General features: G+C 64.0%; 14 protein-coding genes. 7 read left to right on the top strand and 7 right to left on the bottom strand.

Annotated features, from left to right (window positions below; genetic code table 11):
• Positions 1–12 precede the first annotated feature (12 nt).
• The 6 genes from NKI85_RS25160 (at position 13) to NKI85_RS25135 (ending at position 7,255) form a co-directional block, all read left to right on the top strand.
• Positions 13–873 (top strand): carbohydrate ABC transporter permease, encoded by an 861-nt coding sequence (locus tag NKI85_RS25160; RefSeq protein WP_352778616.1) that lies wholly within the window; start codon positions 13–15, stop codon positions 871–873.
• Positions 870–1,721 (top strand): carbohydrate ABC transporter permease, encoded by an 852-nt coding sequence (locus NKI85_RS25155; protein ID WP_352528069.1) that lies wholly within the window; start codon positions 870–872, stop codon positions 1,719–1,721. The genes NKI85_RS25160 and NKI85_RS25155 overlap by 4 nt, the downstream gene beginning before the upstream one ends.
• An 8-nt stretch (positions 1,722–1,729) precedes the next feature.
• The gene (locus NKI85_RS25150; RefSeq protein WP_352528071.1) at positions 1,730–2,827 is read left to right on the top strand and encodes an ABC transporter ATP-binding protein; all 1,098 of its coding nucleotides are present in this window, start codon (positions 1,730–1,732) and stop codon (positions 2,825–2,827) included.
• A 57-nt stretch (positions 2,828–2,884) separates the two neighbouring features.
• Positions 2,885–4,918: an aldo/keto reductase gene (locus NKI85_RS25145; RefSeq protein ID WP_352778613.1), complete on the top strand. Its 2,034-nt coding sequence runs from the start codon at positions 2,885–2,887 to the stop codon at positions 4,916–4,918.
• 145 nt (positions 4,919–5,063) lie between these two features.
• Complete coding sequence (locus NKI85_RS25140; protein ID WP_352778611.1) at positions 5,064–6,851, top strand: NAD(P)/FAD-dependent oxidoreductase; 1,788 nt, start codon at positions 5,064–5,066, stop codon at positions 6,849–6,851.
• A gap of 17 nt (positions 6,852–6,868) precedes the next feature.
• Positions 6,869–7,255, top strand: coding sequence for an ester cyclase (locus NKI85_RS25135; protein WP_352528077.1), 387 nt, complete (start codon positions 6,869–6,871; stop codon positions 7,253–7,255).
• 93 nt (positions 7,256–7,348) lie between these two features.
• Here the strand turns inward: NKI85_RS25135 and NKI85_RS25130 are convergent, their stop codons facing one another.
• The 3 genes from NKI85_RS25130 to NKI85_RS25120 form a co-directional block, all read right to left on the bottom strand.
• Positions 7,349–8,584, bottom strand: a complete 1,236-nt coding sequence (locus tag NKI85_RS25130; RefSeq protein WP_352778609.1) for an amidohydrolase/deacetylase family metallohydrolase — start codon at positions 8,582–8,584, stop codon at positions 7,349–7,351.
• A gap of 21 nt (positions 8,585–8,605) precedes the next feature.
• A complete protein-coding gene (locus NKI85_RS25125; RefSeq protein ID WP_352528081.1) occupies positions 8,606–8,971 on the bottom strand; it encodes a RidA family protein in 366 nt (121 codons plus the stop codon).
• A 341-nt stretch (positions 8,972–9,312) separates the two neighbouring features.
• Positions 9,313–9,741: an Lrp/AsnC family transcriptional regulator gene (locus NKI85_RS25120; protein WP_352778607.1), complete on the bottom strand. Its 429-nt coding sequence runs from the start codon at positions 9,739–9,741 to the stop codon at positions 9,313–9,315.
• Between the two features lie 123 nt (positions 9,742–9,864).
• Here NKI85_RS25120 and NKI85_RS25115 point away from each other — a divergent pair, with 123 nt between their 5' ends.
• A complete protein-coding gene (locus NKI85_RS25115; protein WP_352778605.1) occupies positions 9,865–10,968 on the top strand; it encodes a saccharopine dehydrogenase family protein in 1,104 nt (367 codons plus the stop codon).
• Positions 10,969–11,179: 211 nt separating this feature from the next.
• Here the strand turns inward: NKI85_RS25115 and lpdA are convergent, their stop codons facing one another.
• The 4 genes from lpdA to NKI85_RS25095 all read right to left on the bottom strand — a co-directional run bounded on the left by lpdA (position 11,180) and on the right by NKI85_RS25095 (position 16,342).
• Entirely contained in the window at positions 11,180–12,574 is a 1,395-nt protein-coding gene (gene lpdA / locus NKI85_RS25110) for a dihydrolipoyl dehydrogenase (RefSeq protein ID WP_352778685.1), read from the bottom strand.
• Positions 12,575–12,754: 180 nt separating this feature from the next.
• Positions 12,755–14,083 carry a dihydrolipoamide acetyltransferase family protein gene (locus NKI85_RS25105; protein ID WP_352528089.1) on the bottom strand — a complete coding sequence of 443 codons (1,329 nt, stop codon included), beginning with the start codon at positions 14,081–14,083 and terminating at the stop codon, positions 12,755–12,757.
• Between the two features lie 11 nt (positions 14,084–14,094).
• Entirely contained in the window at positions 14,095–15,108 is a 1,014-nt protein-coding gene (locus tag NKI85_RS25100) for an alpha-ketoacid dehydrogenase subunit beta (RefSeq protein WP_352778602.1), read from the bottom strand.
• Position 15,109: 1 nt separating this feature from the next.
• Positions 15,110–16,342, bottom strand: coding sequence for a 3-methyl-2-oxobutanoate dehydrogenase (2-methylpropanoyl-transferring) subunit alpha (locus NKI85_RS25095; RefSeq protein ID WP_352778600.1), 1,233 nt, complete (start codon positions 16,340–16,342; stop codon positions 15,110–15,112).
• Positions 16,343–16,788: the final 446 nt, after the last annotated feature.

Genomic DNA, 16,788 nt, shown 5'->3' with positions numbered 1-16,788 from the left:
AGGAGGAAAACGATGCGCTACCAGAACGCCACGGCGTATCGCTTCCTCGCGCCCTATCTGCTGATCTTTTCGATCTTCTGGCTGTGGCCGATCATCGATTCCTTCCTGATCTCGTTCCAGGCGACGCGCACCGTGCCGTGGCGGTTCGCGCCGACCTTCAACTGGGGCCGGCTGATCGGCGATCCCGCTTTCTTCAACGCCTTGAAGAACACATTGCTGATCCTTGTCATCCAGGTGCCGGTAATGATTTCGCTGGCGATTGTGATGGCGGTGCTTTTGAATTCGCCGCTGCTCAAGGCTCGTGGCCTGTTCCGGTTTGCGTTCTTCGCGCCGGTCGTGGTCGGCGAAGTCGCCTATTCGGCGGTTTTCCGGCTGATGTTCAATCTCGACTACGGCATCATCAACAAATTGCTGAACAGCATCGGCCTGCCCAGTGTCGACTGGTTTACCAACGTCACCCCGGCGATGGCGGTCATCATGATCGCGGTGACCTGGCGCTGGGCCGGCTACAACGCCATCATCCTGCTCGCCGGCCTGCAGTCCATCCCAGAGGATGTCTACGAGGCGGCGACCTTGGACCGGGTCAGCAAGGTCAAACAGTTCTTCTATATCACGCTGCCGCTGCTCAAGCCGATCATCGTGTTCTGCGCCGTGCTGTCGATCATCGGCACCATGCAGCTGTTCACCGAGCCGTTCCTGATCACCGAGCGCGGCGGGCCGGGCGGCGGCACCGAAACGCTCGGGCTGCTGCTTTATCGCCAGGGCTTCAGGTCGCTCAATTTCGGCTACGCTTCGGCAATCGCCTACACCATGGCCGGGCTGGCGATCGCGATTTCGCTGGTGCAGATATGGTTGACGAGGGAACCGAAATGACCTCGCGTTCCAAAGTCAGCCGTTCCCAAGCCAGATTGGGACGCAGCATCGCGCTGCATCTCTTCCTGACGCCGCTGGCGCTGATCTGGCTGTTTCCACTGTGGATGATGGTGATCTTTTCGACGATGCCCGACAACGGCATCTTCAGCCCCGACATCGAGCTTTTGCCCCATGGCAATTTCCTCGACAATGTCAGCAATCTGCAGCGCGGCACCAATTTCATCGGCGCCATCGGCATCTCGGTCTCGGTGGCGGTCACCTACACCTTCCTGTCGGTGATGCTGACCTCGATGGCCGGCTGGGCGCTGGCGCGTTACAACTTCTTCGGCAAGGGCATGGTCGTCGCCATCATCCTCGGCACCATCACCCTGCCTTACGCGGTCGTGCTGATCCCGCAATTCATCATGGTCGCGCGCGACTTCAAGCTCGCCAACACCTGGGTGGCGCTGATCGTACCGCCGCTGTTCAATTCGCTGGGCGTGCTCTTCATGCGGCAGAGTTTTTCGATGATGCCGCACGAGCTGTTCGACGCCGCCAAGGTCGAGGGCGTCAAGGAATGGCGGATATTCCTGTTCGTCGCCCTGCCCTTGGCGCGGCCGATGCTGGCGGCACTCGCCATCATCCTGTTCCTTGCCTCCTGGAACAATTATCTGTGGCCGCTGCTGATCAATTCCAAGCCGGGCGCGATGACGGCGCCGGTGGCGCTCGGCACGCTGATCGGTCTAACAAAGGTGTCCTGGGGCGGCATCATGGCGGGCGCGGTGATGCTGACGGCGCCAATGCTCGTCGTGTTCGTGCTTCTGCAGCGCCATTTCGTCGCCGGCATTGCCGCCGGCGCCATCAAGTAAGGATCAGCATGGCGGCAGTCACACTCAAAAACGTCGTCAAGCGCTTCGGCGTCTTCGAGATCGTCCACGGCGCCAATATCGACATCGATGACGGCGAATTCGTCGTCTTCGTCGGCCCTTCCGGCTGCGGCAAGTCCACGCTGCTTAGGATGATCGCCGGGCTCGAGGACATCAGCGACGGCGAGATCGCCATTGGCGGTAAGGTGGTGAACGACGTCGAGGCGGCCGAGCGCGGCATCGCCATGGTGTTCCAGTCCTACGCGCTCTATCCGCACATGACGGTCGAGCAGAATCTGAGTTTTGGCCTGAGAATGACCGGCAACCCCAAGGCAGACACCGAGCGGCGGGTGAAGCGGGCCTCCGAAATCCTGCGCATCGCCGAGCTGATGAAGCGGCGGCCGCGGCAATTGTCGGGCGGCCAGCGCCAGCGCGTCGCCATTGGCCGAGCCATCGTGCGCGAGCCGCAAGTGTTCCTTTTCGACGAACCGCTCAGCAATCTCGACGCCGAGCTCCGGGTGCAGATGCGGGTCGAGATATCGCGCCTCCATAAGGAGCTCGGCGTTACCATGGTCTATGTGACGCACGACCAGACCGAGGCGATGACGCTGGCCGACAGGATCGTCGTGCTCAACGCCGGCAATATCGAGCAGATCGGCGCGCCGCTCGATCTCTACGACGACCCCGCCAACCGCTTCGTTGCCGGCTTCGTCGGCTCGCCGAAGATGAATTTTCTGGCGGCGAAAATGGTCGGGGCCGACGACGGCGCGGCGGTCATCGAGCTGGTCAATCATCGCGGCGCGCGACTGCGCAAGCCGCTTTCGGATGCCCTGCCCGCGATAGGCGGCGATGTCGTGCTTGGCGTGCGGCCGGAGCATTTCTTCGACGCCGGCCAGGGCGATTGCGACCTTGCCGTCAAGGCCGACGTCGCCGAGCACTTGGGATCGGTGAGCTATGTCTACGCCAATTCCGGAACCGGGGCCGGACGCGAGGAACTGATCATCGGGCGCGAGGCATCGCGGTATCGCGCGAATGGCGACGACCTGATGGTGTCGATCAAGGCCGACCGCTCGCTTCTCTTCGACGCCACCGGCGCACGCATTCGCTAATCCATCTTTTCTTTTGTCCGATCGCGATTGATCGCGGCCACCCCACGGAGATTTGACATGACTTCCAAACCAGAAAAAGTTCGCTGGGGCATTCTTGGACCCGGCAACATCGCCAAGGCCTTTGCCGGCGGCATCGCTCATTCGCGCACCGGCACATTGGTCGCCATTGGCGCGCGCAATCCTGGCAAGGCCGGGCTCGCCGAAGATTTCCCCGGCGCCCGCATCCTCAACGGCTACGAGGCTTTGCTTGGCGATCCGGATGTCGACGCGATCTATATTTCGACGCCGCATCCGAGCCATGCCGAATGGGCGATCAAAGCGGCCGAGGCCGGAAAGCATGTACTTTGCGAAAAGCCGCTTGGCCTGACGGCCTTCGAGGCAGACGCGATGATCCATACCGCGCGCAAGGCCGGCACCTTTCTCGGCGAAGCCTTCATGTACCGCCTGCATCCGCAGACAGCCAAGCTGGTCGAGCTTGTCAAGGCCGGCGCGATCGGCGAGCTGCGCATGATAAAGTCGAGCTTCGGCTTCGCCATGCCGGGCTTCATGCCGGAGCACCGGCTCTACGCCAAGGACCTCGCCGGCGGTGGCATTCTCGATGTCGGCGGCTATTCCGTGTCGATGGCGCGGCTGATTGCCGGCGCAGCAGTGGGAAAGCCCTTCGCCGAGCCGGACAAAGTGGTCGGTACTGCGCATCTCGGCCAGTCAGGCGTCGACGAATGGGCCTCGGCGCTGCTGCATTTTCCGGGCGGCATCGTCGCCGAAGTCTCCTGCAGCATCTCGCTCGCGCAGGATAATGTCTTGCGCATTCTCGGCAGCAAGGGCCGCATCGAGGTCGCGGATTTCTGGTATGCCGGCGGCAAGCAAGGCGGCACCGGCGAAATCCGCATCATCCGTCCGGATGGTAACGAGGTGGTCGAGGTCAGCGAAGACGGCTGGCTTTATGCATTCGAGGTCGACGCCGCCGGCGAGGCCATTCTCGGGGGGAAGCAGGAGTTCGCCTGGCCGGGCATGGGCTGGGCCGACAGTCTCGGCAATCTGCGCGTGCTCGACAAATGGCGGACCAGCATCGGGCTCGAATACGACATCGAAAAACCGGCAAAACGCGTCAACACGATCTCCGGACGGAAGCTGCGCTCCGGCGGAACCGCCATCCCCAAGCGCAGCATTCCAGGTCTGCCGCGACCGGCTTCGTGCCTGGCGCTCGGCTTCGAGGATTTCCGCAGCTTTTCCTCGGGCGCCATCCTGCTCGATGCCTATTTCGAGGCGGGCGGCAATCTGTTCGACACCGCCTTCGTCTACGGCGCCGGCTATACCGAGACGCTGCTCGGCCAATGGCTGAAGAACCGCGGCGTGCGCGAGCAATCGGTGGTCATCGGCAAGGGCGCGCACTCGCCGCTCTGCTATCCCGATGTCATCGGCAAGCAGCTCACCCAGTCGCTCGACCGGCTGCAGACCGATCATGTCGACGTTTATTTCATGCACCGCGACGATCCGGACGTGCCGGTGGATGAATTCGTTGACGCTATGGACCGCGAGGTCAAGGCCGGCCGTATTCGCGGTCCGTTCGGCGGCTCGAACTGGACAAGGGAACGCATGGACGAGGCTATTGCCTATGCCGAGCGCACCGGCAAGCAGAAGCCCGGCGCGCTTTCCAACAATTTCTCATTGGCCGAGATGCTGGAGCCGATCTGGGCAGGCTGCGTCACCTCCTCCAGCGATGAATGGAAGGCCTGGCTGACCGCCCGGCAGATGCCGAATTTCGCCTGGTCGAGCCAGGGCCGGGGCTTTTTCACCGACCGCGCCGGCCGCGACCGGCGCGATAATGAGGAGCTGGTCCGGGTCTGGTACTCGGAGAAGAATTTCGGCCGCCGCGACCGCGCCATCGAGCTCGCCAAACGGCTGGGCAAGAGCCCGATCCACGTCGCGCTCGCCTACGTCCTGGCGCAGCCCTTTCCATCTATCCCGCTGATCGGACCGCGCACGCTGGAGGAACTGGAAGACAGTCTCCAGGCGCTCGACATTTCGCTTTCGCCGGACGATCTTGCATGGCTGGATAGCGGTTCGGATCAGGCCCGCGCGCGGGCCTGACGGCAGGGGCAGTCGCGTCAGTCTTGCGCTGTGCCCTTAAGTTTCAGACCGTTCGCGCTGCCCTCACCTATCCTCTCCCCGTTCTTCGCGAGAGAGGATAAGGATAAAGGGCAGCGCCGACGTCGCTGGAAATAGGGAAAGACAGATGCTCGACATCGCACCATCGAAGCAAGCTGCCACCTGGCTCGGTTCCTTTGCCCGGGCGCTCGAGGCGGGCGACGTCGAGGCCGCAACCAACCTGTTCGTCGAGGACTGCTACTGGCGCGATCTGCTGACCTTCACCTGGAACATCAAAACCATGGCAGGCCGCGCCGGGATCCGCGACATGCTGGCGGCGACACTGGCGACGACAAAGCCTGCTCAGTGGCAGCTCAGCGGCGAAGCCACTTCGGACGAAGGCACGATCGAAGCGTGGTTCACCTTCGAGACGTCATCGGCGTGGGGCCAAGGCGTCATGCGCCTGCAGGACGGCAAATGCCGGACGCTGTTTACGGCGATGAGCGATCTCAAGGGCTTCGAGGAGCGCAAGGGCCCGGCGCGGCCTCTGGGTGTCCGCCACAAGGCAGACCCGGAACGCGAAACCTGGCTGGAGGCGAGGCGCCGCGAGGCGCGGGAACTCGGCGCCAGCCAGCAGCCCTACTGCCTGGTCATCGGCGGCGGCCAGGGCGGCATCATGCTGGGGGCGCGGCTCAGGCAGTTCGGCGTGCCGGCCATCGTTATCGAGAAGAACGCCCAAGCCGGCGATTCCTGGCGCAACCGTTATCGCTCGCTCGTGCTGCACGACCCGGTCTGGTACGACCATCTGCCCTACATCCCGTTTCCGGAAAACTGGCCGGTGTTCACGCCAAAGGACAAGATGGGTGACTGGCTAGAGATGTATACGCGCGTCATGGAGCTCAATTACTGGACCTCCACGACATGCGTCAGCGCGTCCTATGACGACGCCGAAAAAATCTGGGCGGTCGAGGTCGATCGCGCCGGCGAGCGCATCATGCTAAAGCCCAGGCACATCGTCTTTGCGACCGGCGCCTATGGCCCGCCCAGGCGGATCGACCTGCCGGGCGCCGAGGCTTTCCAGGGCGAAATCCTGCATTCCAGCCAATATTCCAGCGGCGAGAAATTTCGCGGCAAGAAGGTCGCCGTCATCGGCGCCGCAAGTTCCGGCCATGACGTCAGCGTCGATCTCTGGGAGAGCGGCGCTGAGGTGACCATGGTCCAGCGGTCACCGACGACGGTGGTCAAGTCAGACACTCTGATGGAGGTCGGCTTCGAGATCTTTTCGGAAAAAGCGCTGGCCCGCGGCATCACCACCGAAAAAGCCGACATGATCGTCGCCTCGACACCCTTCGCGCTGCTGCCGCAAGGCCAGCGGGCGCTTTACGACATCATCAAGGCGCGGGACGCGGCCTTCTACGACCGTTTGCGCGGCGCCGGCTTCGCCATCGATTTCGGCGACGACGAGACCGGGCTCCTGATGAAGGCCTACCGCACGGGCTCGGGTTTCTATATCGACGTCGGCGCCTGCGATCTGATCATCGACGGCGAGATCGGCATCCGCAGCGGCGTCGGGATCAAGTCGCTGACGCCGACAGGCATTCTCTTCGACGACGGCACCGAACTCACGGCCGACGCGATCATCGCCTGCACCGGCTATCAGTCGATGAACGAAACGGTGGCGGCGATCGTCTCGCGCGAAGTCGCCGACAAGGTCGGCCCATGCTGGGGGCTGGGCTCCGGCGTCACGGGCGATCCCGGGCCGTGGCAAGGCGAATTGCGCAACATGTGGAAGCCGACCGCGCAGCAAGCGCTGTGGTTCCACGGCGGCAATCTGGCGCTGTCGCGCTTCTATTCGAAATTCGTGGCGCTGCAGATCAAGGCCCGCATGGAAGGCATTCCGACGCCGGTTTATGGAGCGCCGGGACAGGCCTTGTAGAAGACGGGCGACTTGCGATGACCAAAAGCGACCTCTCCGACATCTACCGAGATTACATTGCCTGCCTGAACAGGCAGGACTGGCCGACGCTGGGACAGTTCGTCGATGAAGAAGCGATTCATAACGGCCGGCCGGTCGGGTTGTCAGGCTATCTCGAGATGCTGCAGAGAGATTTTGACCAAATCCCGGATCTTTATTTTAAGATCCGGATGGTGATTTCCGATCCACCTTACATCGCAAGCCGGCTAAGCTTCGACTGCACTCCAAAGGGAACGTTCCTTGGCCTACCTGTAAGCGGAAAGCGCGTTTCCTTTGCCGAGAATGTGATCTACGAATTTCGCGGCGGAAAGATCGTGGAAGTATGGTCTGTCATCGACAAGGCGGCCATTGAAGCTCAGCTTTAGCGCGAAGGATCATCGCGCCCCTCGCCCCACCGCAATTGCTCGCAAATGCCGCAGGTTGCGGTTGGAAGCCAGTCGGCAGCGCAGGCATAAACCTCAGCCGTGGTTATGTCCGAAATGCCGGCTCACCATATCGACATGGGTGTCGTGCGCATGCGCTTCGAAGCGCTCGGTTTCGCCGAGATCGTCCACCGCCTCGTTCGGCCACCAGGTGCCGCCGACCACGATGCCGTCCGAGACCAGCCTGTGCTCGGCGACCAGCGATGCGCCGACGGAATCGACAAAGGTGAAGCGACCGGAACGCAGCCGCAGCACCGCTATGTCGCCAACCGCCCCGACCGCAAGCCTGCCGAGATCGAGCCTTGCGATCGCCTCGGCCGGCCGCTGTGTTGCGGCGCGCAGCACCTCGACCAGCGGCATGCCGAGCGCCAGCAGTTTCGACATGCAGACCAGAATGTCGAAGGCCGGCCCGTCGACGCAGTAGAGATGCACGTCGCTGCTGATCACGTCCGGCGCCAGCCCCTCGCTCAGCATCGCTTTGGCGACCTCGAAATCGAACGAACCCATGCCGTGGCCGATGTCGAAGATGACGCCGCGCTCGCGCGCCAGCCGCATGTCCGGCCGCACCGCACCCGAGGCAAAGACCGGTGCGTTGGGAAACGGCCGGAAGCAGTGGGTGAGGATATCGCCCTTGCGCAGCCGCGGCAGCACTTCCGAGCGGCCGGGCGGCGGCTCGTCTATATGCGCCATCAGCGGCAGGCCGGCTTTGTCGGCAGCTTCGAGCGCGAGATCGACCGGGGCGATGCCGCTGCTGCCGCCGGCATGGCGACCGGAGCGGACCTTGACGCCGACTACCACGTCTCGATGCTCGCGCGCCGCCGCCACCGTTTCGCGCGGTTCGCAGAGCCTGAGGTCGCTGCATTCGCCGACCGCTACGGTCTGCGAAAAGCCGAAAATGCCGGCAAAGGAAATGTTGACATAGGCCAGGATGCGGACTTTCGAGCGCTCGATGACGTGGCGGCGAAAGCCGAGAAAGTTGCCGGCGCCGGCACTTCCGGCATCGATGAAGGTGGTGGTGCCGCTTTTCGCCGCGAGCCGGTCGGCATCGACGCCGAGCGACGTGCCGCCCCAATAGACATGGCTGTGCAGGTCGATCAGGCCGGGCGCGACGATTGAGCCCGTGGCATCGATGACGCGGGCTGCACGTTCGAAGGGGATTTCGGCGTCGACGGCGGCGATACGGCCGTTGGTAATCGCCAGATCGCGTTGCGCGTCGAGGCTGGACGCCGGATCGATGAGGCGGCCGCCTTTTATCAGGAGATCGAATTGCATTGCGCCTGTCTCCGTTCCTCGTCAGGCCGGCCTGTAGGCAACGGCCTCGACCTCGATCTTAATGTCGATCATAAGCCGCGACTCCACCGTCGTGCGCGCCGGCGGGTCTTTCGGGAAATGCCTGGCATAGACGGTGTTGAAGATGCCGAAGTCGCGCGCGTCCTCGAGCCAGACCGTCGTCTTGACCACGTCGTCGAGCGTGCAGCCGGCCAGCGCCAGCGCCGCCTTGACGTTCGACAGCACCTGCTCGGTCTGTTCGGCGATGCCGCCCTTGACCACCAGCCCGTCGCTGCCGACCGGCACCTGGCCGGAGACATAGACGAAATCGCCGGCCCTGACCGCCGGCGACAACGGCACATGGGACGTTCCAAAACACTGCTTGGGCAAGAAGGCCTCCTGTCTAGAAATCTTTGCACGACTGCGCGATCTGTCTGCGTGGCACGAGAGGACGCCGCCTCTCTGCGAGGCTCATCCAACATCTTGGAAGCCTATATCGCTTTGCCGCGGGAGCGCCAGAACGATCACTGCGCTCGGTGATCCTTCGCGCCCCCCTCTGTCCTGCCGGACATCTCCCCCACGAGGGGGGAGATCGGCAGCTTCGGCGCTCCGCTCATCCCTACGACGGTGAAGATTGGCGAAAGCCGCAGTGACGGCCAATCTCCCCCCTTGTGGCAGGGCAGAGAGGGGCGCTGTCCCGCCAGCGTCTCTGAACCCGCGACGTCAGGCGGTCAGCGATCGATCCGCGTCGACAGGATGATCGAGGACGACGTCCGCTCGACCCCGTCCATGGCGCCGATCTGGTCGAGAAGCGTGTCGAGATTCCTGATCGACGGCGCCTCGACGATGACGATCATGTCGAAATTGCCGCTGACCGAGTGCAGCGTTCGAACCTGTCCTAGCGCATGCAGGCTGCGCACGACCTTGTCGGCGAGCTTGGGGGTGACGGTGAGCAGGACATGCGCCCTGACCAGCCCCTGTTCGTAATCGGGCGAAAGCCTGACGCCGTAGCTTGTTATGATGCCGCGCTGTTCCAGGCGCTCGATCCGGCTCTGCACCGTTGTCCGCGACACGCCCAGCCGCCGCGCCAGCTCGGCGGTCGAGGCACGTGCATTGGTGCGCAGCAGGGAAAGCAGAGCCTGGTCGGCATCACTAAGCATATCGACGAACCTTGCCGGCGTATTGATCAAACGGAGACTGCGTTCTGTACAATCCCACGCTTCCTTTCGACAGGCAAGCTGCGATTCTAGCTGTCAATTCAACGTTGGTGCGAGGGACCGGTCATGAAGAAAATCGTTGTCGTCGGCGCCGGCAAGATCGGCTCGACCATTGCCGAGATGCTGGCTGCCACGGGCGACTATCACGTCACCCTCGCCGACCGCTCGGCGGCGCAGCTCGGCACAGCCGAACTGCCGGCCGGCGTAGAGACGCTGGAACTCGACATCGAAGCCGCCGGCACGCTCGAAGCCGCCTTGGCCGGCAAGTTCGCGGTGCTCAGCGCCGCGCCCTTCCATCTGACCACGCGCATCGCCGAGGCGGCGGCCAATGCCGGCGTGCACTATCTCGATTTGACCGAGGACGTCGTCAGCACCAGGCGCGTCAAGGAATTGGCGCGCTCCGGCAACAGCGCTTTCATTCCGCAATGCGGCTTGGCGCCGGGCTTCATCTCGATCGTTGCCAACGATCTCGCCAGCCGCTTCGACACGCTGGAGAGCGTGCGCATGCGGGTCGGCGCGCTGCCGCAATACCCGTCGAACGCGCTGAACTACAATCTGACGTGGAGCACCGACGGCGTCATCAACGAATATTGCGAGCCTTGCGAGGCGATCGTCGAAGGCGAGCTGGTGGAAGTACCGCCGCTGGAGGAGCGTGAAGAATTCTCGCTCGACGGCGTCACCTACGAGGCGTTCAACACGTCCGGTGGACTGGGCACGCTGGCCGAAACGCTGAAGGGCCGAGTGCGCACGCTGAACTATCGCACCATCCGCTATCCCGGCCACGCCGCGATCATGAAGGCGCTGCTCAACGACCTTGGCCTGCGCCACCGCCGCGACGTGCTGAAGGACATCTTTGAAAGCGCCTTGCCGGCGACCCTGCAGGACGTGGTCATCGTCTTCGTCACCGTCAGCGGCCGCAAGAACGGCCGCCTGCTGCAGGAGACCTACGCCAACAAGATCTACGCCAAGCGCGTCGGCGAAACGGTGCGCAGCGCCATCCAGATCACCACGGCCTCGGCCATCTGCGCCGTGCTCGACATGCTGGCCAACGGCAGCTTGCCGGCAAGGGGCTTCATCAAGCAGGAGGACATCGCGCTCGATGCCTTTCTCGCCAATCGTTTTGGCAAGGCCTATGCGCAGCATGAGATGGTTAGTCGGCTTGCGGGGTGAGGCGATCCTTCGCGCCCCCCTCTGTCCTGCCGGGCATCTCCCCCACGAGGGGGGAGATTGGCAGCTTCGGCGCTTCGCTCACTCTTACGACATTGGAAAATTGGCGAAAGCCCCGGTGACGGCCGATCTCCCCCCGTGTGGGGGAGATGTCCGGCAGGACAGAGGGGGGCGCTGTCCCGCCGGCATCAGACATTTCTGCCACCGTCGCAAACTAAACATGCAGTGCGTGCCCAAGCGCCTTCAGCGCCGCTTCCTGAAAACCCTCGCCCTGTGTCGGATGGGCATGGACGGTGCCGGCGATGTCCTCCAGCGTTGCGCCCATTTCCAGCGCCAACCCAAACGCCGTCGACAGTTCCGACACGCCCTGGCCGACAGCCTGGATGCCGAGCACCAGATGGTTGTCCGCACGGGCAACAACCCGGACGAATCCATCCTCACCCATCTTCGTCATCGCGCGGCCATTGGCAGCGAAGGGAAACAGCCCGACCTTGATCTCGCCGAGTCCCCTAGCCTCCTCCGGCGACAGGCCGGCGGTAATGAGCTCCGGATCGGTGAAGCAGACAGCCGGGATCGCTCGCTTGTCCCAGCTGCGCTTGTGGCCGGCGACGATCTCGGCGACCATTTCGCCCTGCGCCATCGCCCGGTGCGCCAGCATCGGCTCGCCGGTGACGTCGCCAATGGCAAAGATACCGCGCATCGAGGTGCGACACTGGTCGTCGATGCGGATGAATGTCCCCGCCCGGTCGAGGTCGATCTGCTCGAGGCCCCAGTCTTCGATCACTGGCTTGCGCCCGACGGTGACCAGAATCCTGTCGGCAGCGATCTTGGCATTCTTGCCGTCCTTCGTCTCGACCAGCAGCGCATCGCCCTTGGTCGACAACCCCTTGGCCTTGGCGCCCACGAGCACCTCGATGCCGAGCTCGGCCAGCCGCTTGAGGACCGGCCGGGTCAGCTCGGCATCATATTGCGCCAACACGCGCGGCAAGGCCTCGACCACGGTCACCTTGGCGCCCAGCTTGGCAAAGGCGATACCGAGCTCCAGCCCGATATAGCCGCCGCCGACCACCGCCAGCTTCTCCGGCACTTCGCTCAGCGCCAGCGCCTCGGTCGACGAGATTATCGGGCCACCGAACGGCAGCGACGGCAGTTCGACCGGCGCCGAGCCGGTCGCGATCACCACCGTTTCGGCGCGGACCACCTGCACGCCGATCTCGGTTTCGACCGCGACGGTCTTGCCATCGCGGAATTTCGCCCAGCCATGCACGGTCTTCACGCCCGCTTTCTTCAGCAGGCCGGCGACACCATTGTTCAGCCGGCTAACGATACCGTCTTTCCAGGCGATGGTCACGGCGAGATCAAGCGAAGGGGCTGCGACCGCAATGCCGAGTGGACTTTTGCCGCCGGCCATATGCGAGAGCTTCTCGAACTCCTCGGCCGCATGGATCAGCGCCTTGGACGGGATGCAGCCGACATTGAGACAAGTGCCGCCCGGTCTGCCGAACTCGACGATAACCGTGTCGATGCCGAGCTGGCCGGCGCGGATGGCGCAGACATAGCCGCCCGGACCGGCGCCGATGACCAGCAGCTTGCAGGAGATTTCTTTCATCATGTCACGCTCTTTTTGGCGAAGAAAGGCCCCCTCATCCGGCCGCTTCGCGGCCACCTTCTCCCCGCTGGGGAGAAGAGGCAGGCGCCGGCGCTGGCGACCTCCTCTCCCCTCGGGGAGAGGGTGGCCGTAGCAAAGCGGAGGCCGGGTGAGGGGGGCTTTGCGAACGTTCTCATTACTTCAATCCACAAAAATCAGCGCCGGCGTTTCCAGCAGCGTCTTGATCCGCTGGATAAACACCGCGGCATCCCAGCCGTCGACCACGCGATGGTCGAAGCTGGAGGACAGGTTCATCATCTTGCGCGGGATGAATTGCGTGCCGTCCCATACCGGCCGGACCATCATCTTGTTGACGCCGATGATCGCCACTTCCGGGTGGTTGATCACCGGTGTCGTCGCGACGCCGCCCATGGCGCCGAGCGAGGTGATGGTAATGGTCGATCCAGAGAGCTCGTCGCGCGTCGCCGTGCCGGATTTTGCCGCCTCGGCAAGTCTGACAACCTCGGCTGCACAGTCCCAGATGTCGCGCGCTTCGGCGTGCTTGACCACCGGCACCACCAGCCCCGCAGGCGTCTGTGCGGCGATGCCGATATGCACGCCGCCATGCTGGTGGATGATGCCGGCCTCGTCGTCGAACAGCGCGTTGAGGTTGGGCTGGTCGGCAATCGCCTTGACCATCGCCCGCATCAGGAACGGCAGCAGCGTCAGCTTCGGCCTGTCTGCGCCCGGCCGCTTCTCCTTGTTGAGCGCGGCGCGCAGATCCTCGAGTGCGGTGACGTCGATCTCCTCGACATAGGTGATGTGCGGGATGCGCGATTTGGCCAGCGTCATCTTCTCGGCGATCTTTCGCCTGAGGCCGACTATCTTGACGTCCTCGATTGTCTCGTTGCGGGCAAGGCCGGAAACCTTCGCGAGCTGCGGTCCGCGCGCCAGGAAAGCCTCGATATCCTCATGCTGGATGCGGCCGGCCGGGCCGCTCCCCACAACCTGCCGAAGGTCGATGCCGGCCTCTTTCGCCCTGAGGCGGACGGCGGGCGAGGCCAGCGGCTTTTCGCCTTCCGGACGCGGCGCACGGGCGACCGAGGGCTGCGACGCGCTTTTCGGTACGACCGGAGACGGCGCTGGTTTCGCTTGTGTCTCGGCCATCTTTGGCGACGGCTTCAGGACCGGTGTCGCGGCTTCGGGTTTGGAGGCTGCTGCCTTTGTCGGCGCCTCGGCCTTTGCAGCCTTTTCCGCCTTGGCATCCTCCGGCGCCACATTGCCGTCGCCGGCCACTTTCAACCTGACGATTGGCGAGCCGATCGCCACCGTGTCGCCGATCTCGGCGCCAAGCCAGAGGATCTCGCCATCGACGGGCGAAGGAATTTCGACCGTCGCCTTGTCGGTCATGACCGCGGCAAGCACGGCGTCCTCGCGCACGAGATCGCCGACCTTGACCTGCCATTCGACCAACTCGGCCTCGGCGACGCCTTCGCCGACATCGGGCAGCTTGATGACATATTCGCCCATCGTCTTCCCCCTCAGGCTTCCATCGTTTCGACGAGCGCGCGGCCTAGCCGGGCGGGACCGGGAAAATAGTCCCACTCCTGCGCATGCGGATAAGGCGTGTCCCAGCCGGTGACCCGCGCCACCGGCGCTTCCAGGTGATAGAAGCAGTTCTCCTGAACCAGCGCCGAAAGTTCGGCGCCAAACCCCGATGTCAGCGTCGCCTCGTGCACGATCACGCAGCGCCCGGTCTTGTTTACCGAGGCGACGATCGTCTCGAGGTCGAGCGGCAGCAGCGTTCTCAAATCAATGATCTCGGCATCGATGCCGGTCTCTTCGGCCGCCGCCTGGGCGACATAGACCATCGTGCCGTAGGCAAGCACGGTGACCGCAACGCCCGGCCGCCGGATCACCGCCTTGCCGAGCGGCACCGTGTAGTGGCCGTCGGCGACTTCGCCGAGCTCATGCTTTGACCACGGCGTCACCGGCCGCTCGTGGTGACCGTCGAAGGGGCCGTTGTAGAGCCGCTTCGGCTCCAGGAAGATCACCGGATCGGGATCCTCGATCGCGGCGATCAACAGGCCCTTGGCGTCATACGGGTTCGACGGCACCACGACCTTCAAGCCGGAGACGTGGGTGAACAGCGCTTCCGGGCTCTGGCTGTGGGTCTGGCCACCAAAAATGCCGCCGCCGGTCGGCATCCTGACCACGATCGGGCAGGTGAAATCGCCGTTAGACCGGTAGCGCAGCCGCGCCGCCTCCGAGACGATCTGGTCATAGGCCGGGTAAACATAGTCGGCAAACTGCACCTCGACGCAAGGCTTCAGGCCGTAGGCGGCCATGCCGATGGCCGAGCCGACAATGCCAGCCTCGCTGATCGGCGCATCGAAGCAGCGGCTCTTGCCATACTTCGCCTGCAGGCCCTGCGTGCAGCGGAAAACGCCGCCGAAGAAGCCGACATCCTCACCGAACACGATGACGCGCTCGTCGCGCGCCATCGACACGTCCATGGCGTCGCGGATCGCCTCGATCATCGTCCGCCTTGGCATGTCAGACCCCCGCCTGCTGGCGCTGGCGCCTGAGATGCGGCGGCATCTCGGCATAGACGCCCTCGAACATGTCGCGCGCCGAGGGCTTGCCGCCGGCATGCAGCGTGCCGTGACGCTCGGCCTCCCGCTGCGCTGCGATCACCGTTTCGAGGATCTCCGCTTCAGCCTGGGTGTGGCGTTCGTCCGACCAGACGCCGCGCTGGATGAGATGGTTCTTCAGCCTGACGATCGGGTCGCCGAGCGGCCAGGCGTCGGATTCGGCCTTCGGCCGGTAGGCCGACGGGTCGTCGGAGCTCGAATGGGCGCCGACGCGGTAGGTGACGTATTCGACCAGCGTCGGCCCGAGATTGCTGCGCGCCCGCTCCGCCGCCCATTTGGCCACCGCATGGACGGCGAGATAGTCGTTGCCGTCGACGCGCAGCGACGGGATGCCAAAGCCCAGTCCGCGGGCAGCAAAAGTGCCGGAGCCGCCGCGGGCGATGCCCTGGAAGGTCGAAATCGCCCACTGGTTGTTGACAACGTTGAGCACGACCGGCGCCTTGTAGGTCGAGGCGAAGACCAGCGCAGAATGGAAGTCGGATTCCGCCGTCGAGCCATCACCGATCCAGGCGGCGGCGATCTTCGAATCATTGCTGATCGCCGAAGCCATAGCCCAGCCGACAGCCTGGATATATTGCGTCGCCAGATTGCCGGAAATCGAGAAGAAGCCGTGCTCCTTCGACGAATACATGATCGGCAGTTGCCTGCCTTTCAGCGGATCGGCCTCGTTCGAATAGATCTGGTTCATCATCGTGACCATCGGATAGCCATCGGCGATGAGCAGGCCGGCCTGCCGATAGGTCGGAAAGTTCATGTCGCCCGGCGCCAGCGCCTTGCGAAAGGCGCAGCTCACCGCCTCTTCGCCGAGATGCTGCATATAGAAGGAAGTCTTGCCCTGGCGCTGCGCCATCTGCATGCGCGCATCGAAGCTGCGCAGGGTCATCATGTGGCGCAGCCCTTCCAGCAGTTCCTCATCGGAAAGCAGCCCGGCCCACGGCCCGACGGCCTCGCCGGCGCGGTTGAGCACGCGGATGATCGAGAAGGCCAGATCGCGGATGGTGCGCGGATCGACGTCGATCTCCGGGCGCGGCACCGAGCCGGCCTTGGGGATGGTCACATCCGAAAAATCCGGCGTCCCGCCCGGCCGCACCTCGGGTTCCGGAACATGGAAGCGCAACATTCCGGCATCGGCCATGGTCTCGGTCCTCCACTGTTGCCCGGCAGGATAGTTGCACACCGCCGAAGCAGTGCCAATTCGTCGGGCAGGGCTTCGCTATCGCAGGCTGCTTCCCCCGGCAGACAAGATGCAGATATGGCGGCGAAATTTCTTGTCTATCTTCCGCCGCCATGCGCAATTTGGCGAATGGTCCGGCCTGGTCTGGCGCAAGAGCACGTATTGCCTATGGCAGGATCGCTCGGTCGAGTTCCTTCGCGCCCCACTGTCCTGCCCGAGGTCGCGGCTTCATGCCAGCCTGGGTTCCTCGCCCCACGAAAGTGGGGAGAGGTGGCTCGGCGAAGCCGAGACGGAGAGGGGAACCGCGCCCATACGAAAGCCCCCTCTCCGGCCGCGTGGCCGCCCCCACGCCCCCCATCGCGCGGGGGGGGGACCCAGGGGGTGGGAGGGCGGCCGTCCATTTGGGC

The organism is Mesorhizobium sp. M0571 (assembly GCF_040320985.1).
GTDB lineage: Bacteria > Pseudomonadota > Alphaproteobacteria > Rhizobiales > Rhizobiaceae > Mesorhizobium.
The sequence above is the reverse complement of the archived record's forward strand: the minus strand, read 5'-3'. Positions and strand labels throughout refer to the sequence as shown.